The organism is Microseira sp. BLCC-F43 (assembly GCF_041929235.1).
Classification (GTDB): Bacteria; Cyanobacteriota; Cyanobacteriia; order Cyanobacteriales; family Aerosakkonemataceae; genus Microseira.
In genome coordinates this window covers 1-2,691 of sequence record NZ_JBHFNP010000035.1, presented here as the reverse complement: position 1 = coordinate 2,691, position 2,691 = coordinate 1, and the positions used below count along the sequence as shown (strand labels likewise).

2 protein-coding genes and 3 pseudogenes are annotated in these 2,691 nt (G+C 40.7%); 4 read left to right on the top strand and 1 reads right to left on the bottom strand.

Features of this window, described 5'->3' with window-relative positions:
* Positions 1 to 35: 35 nt before the first annotated feature.
* Positions 36 to 435, bottom strand: a pseudogene (gene tnpA / locus ACE1CM_RS05665) (IS200/IS605 family transposase).
* A 51-nt stretch (positions 436 to 486) separates the two neighbouring features.
* Here tnpA and ACE1CM_RS05660 point away from each other — a divergent pair.
* From ACE1CM_RS05660 to ACE1CM_RS05645, 4 genes and pseudogenes are all read left to right on the top strand, one after another.
* Positions 487 to 624, top strand: coding sequence for a helix-turn-helix domain-containing protein (locus ACE1CM_RS05660; protein WP_374876429.1), 138 nt, complete (start codon positions 487 to 489; stop codon positions 622 to 624).
* A gap of 463 nt (positions 625 to 1,087) precedes the next feature.
* A pseudogene (locus tag ACE1CM_RS05655) lies at positions 1,088 to 1,420 on the top strand (reverse transcriptase N-terminal domain-containing protein).
* A gap of 33 nt (positions 1,421 to 1,453) precedes the next feature.
* Positions 1,454 to 2,366: pseudogene (locus ACE1CM_RS05650) on the top strand (reverse transcriptase domain-containing protein); the annotation flags it as partial.
* A 162-nt stretch (positions 2,367 to 2,528) separates the two neighbouring features.
* The gene (locus ACE1CM_RS05645) at positions 2,529 to 2,687 is read left to right on the top strand and encodes a hypothetical protein (RefSeq protein ID WP_374876430.1); all 159 of its coding nucleotides are present in this window, start codon (positions 2,529 to 2,531) and stop codon (positions 2,685 to 2,687) included.
* Positions 2,688 to 2,691: the final 4 nt, after the last annotated feature.

The window sequence follows — 2,691 nt, the reverse complement described above, 5'->3', positions numbered from 1 at the left end:
TTTCACCAAAGAAATGGGTCTTTTGCCCCGTCCTTCTAGGACGGCTTTTCTTGATTTCTGATGTACTGTTTGAGAACTTCGAGTGGTGCGCCGACTACAGATATAGCAAAGTAGCTGGGACTCCAAAGCGCTTCTTTATGAGGTTTTGGGAGTCCGGCTTGTCCATATCGCCGACTCGATACACCCGGGAAGTGCGTTAACAATTTGTGAAACTGACAGCTTTGGCGGGTATTCAATCAGCGCATGAACGTGGTCTTTTTCGCCATTAAATTCAAGGATTTGAAAGTCCATCTTTGTTGCTACCTCCCTAAATGATTTTTCAACCAACTCAATGGCTAAAGCCATGAACACTGACCGGCGATACTTTGTTACACAGACCAAATGAATTTTTAAGTCTGTAACACTATGTCTTTCTCTAGGAAATTGAGTTGTCATTTTGTGTAGACCAACTTATAATTGAATAACAGACCAATTTTACCAAAGGTCATGAAAGCCAGGTATCAGTATCGTTTTTACCCGACAAACCAACAACGTCAGATCCTAGCTCAGTTATTTGGTTGCGTGCGCGTAGTTTGGGTGCGATTCGTTCCGGCAAAAATGGAAAGCCCAACGGCCCAAGTGTAAGCAGGGCAAGGTTTATAATAACTAACCTTGACAATCTAATTTCCGTGATGGTGTAAGTCCATCCCTCTTGATGTTGGAGTGACAGCCTAACCCCCAATCTATAAAACTGGTAATCTTATAGGTTGAAGCGGGGTTAAACGGTGGTAACTTAAAATCCGATTAAGAATCCCATCTAGCATCTAGTCATGGGTAGAAATACGAACTTTCATCTGAAACACCGTAACGCGCAACCAGCCCACTCGGATTATTGGCTGGAGACAAAATGTCAAAAGTCTAAAATGCCAGATGACTCCAAACTCATAACTGGTAACATCCATAAAGACTCGCTGTATAGAAAGACCCTAAAACTAGGAACAACGGAAATTAGGAACTCAGTAACCCTGATAAATCTCTTAAGACAGGTCGAATCTCAGCGCAAGGTTTATAAGGAGAGGATGATTCAAGAAGCAAATGCCTGTTTGTAATGAATAGGATATGCAGACGTGAATCCGGTTACAGGGATTATTCAAATGTTATGGACACGGTAGAACCGATGTATGAATGGAAGAACATCAATTGGCGTCAAGTCGAAAGATGCGTCTTTAAGTTGCAAAAACGAATATTCAAAGCCAGCCAACAGGGTAATGTCAAGTTAGTCCACAAATTACAACGGCTACTCCAAAACTCATGAAACGGAAAATTATTAGCTGTACGACGGGTATCACAAGATAATCAAGGTAAGAAAACGGCAGGCGTTGACGGAATAAAGTCCCTAACACCTAAAGAAAGAATTACCTTAATTTCCCTAGTCAAATAGGGAAATAAATCGAAACCTAACCGTAGGGTTTGGATACCCAAACCAGGGACAGAAGAAAAGCGACCATTAGGGATTCCAACAATATATGAACGCGCTTTACAAGCATTAGTAAAACTAGCGGTGGAACCCGAATGGTCAGCTTGTTTTGAACCCAACAGTTATGGATTCCGACCAGGACGTTCTACTCATGATGCAATCGAAGCAATCTTTACAGCAATCAAACAGAAATCAAAATTTGTTCTGGATGCTGATCTAGCCAAATGCTTTGACAAAATCAACGATGAAAAACTTCTGGCAAAACTCCAAACCTATCCCAAGCTAAGAAAACAAATCAAAGCTTGGTTAAAATCAGGAGTCATGGATGACAAAACCCTATTCCCAACTGATGAAGGCACACCACAGGGCGGTGCGATCAGCCCATTATTATCCAACATAGCCTTACATGGAATGGAAGAAAGAGTTAAGCAATATGCAGAAACTCTAAAAGGGGGAAAAAGGGACAAGAGAAAATCCCTGTCACTAATCAGATATGCAGATGATTTTGTCATCCTACATGAACGATTAGAAGTTATTCTTGACTATTGGTTAGCAGAAATAGGATTAGAACTCAAACCTAGTAAAACCAAAGTTACTCACACGCTTAATAACGTGAAAGGAAATGTCGGCTTCGATTTTCTTGGGTTCACCATTAGACAATACCTAATAGGTAAAAATCCTAGTGGTAAAGAGCCTCACGGAAATCAACTAGGATTTAAGACTCTCGTTACACCTAGTAAGAATAAAGTTAAACTCCATATTCAAAAGATTGGAGAAACAATAGCCAACAACAAAGCCTCTACCCAAATGACAATAATAAAGGAGGTTAACCCGATAATTAGAGGCTGGTATAATTACTACTCAACGGGAGTATAGCTATTGTGACCATATCCTTTATCAACAATTAAGGGCATGGACAAGAAGAAGACATCCCAACAAAAATGCCCAATGGGTTACAGCTAAATACTGGCACTCGGAAGGTAACAGAAATTGGGTATTCTCTACTAGGTCAGGACATTCCGCCTACAAACTGCTACGACATTCTGATACTAAAGTCATCAGACATACAAAAGTGGAAGGCAACAGAAGTCCATTTGACGGAGACTTAACATACTCGAGTAGTCCTATGGGATTGCACCCAGAAATGCCACCAGAAAAAGCCTTTATGTTAAAGAAACAAAAAGGCAAATGTGCATACTGTGGATTGCACTTTCTCGATGGAGACTTATGAGAAA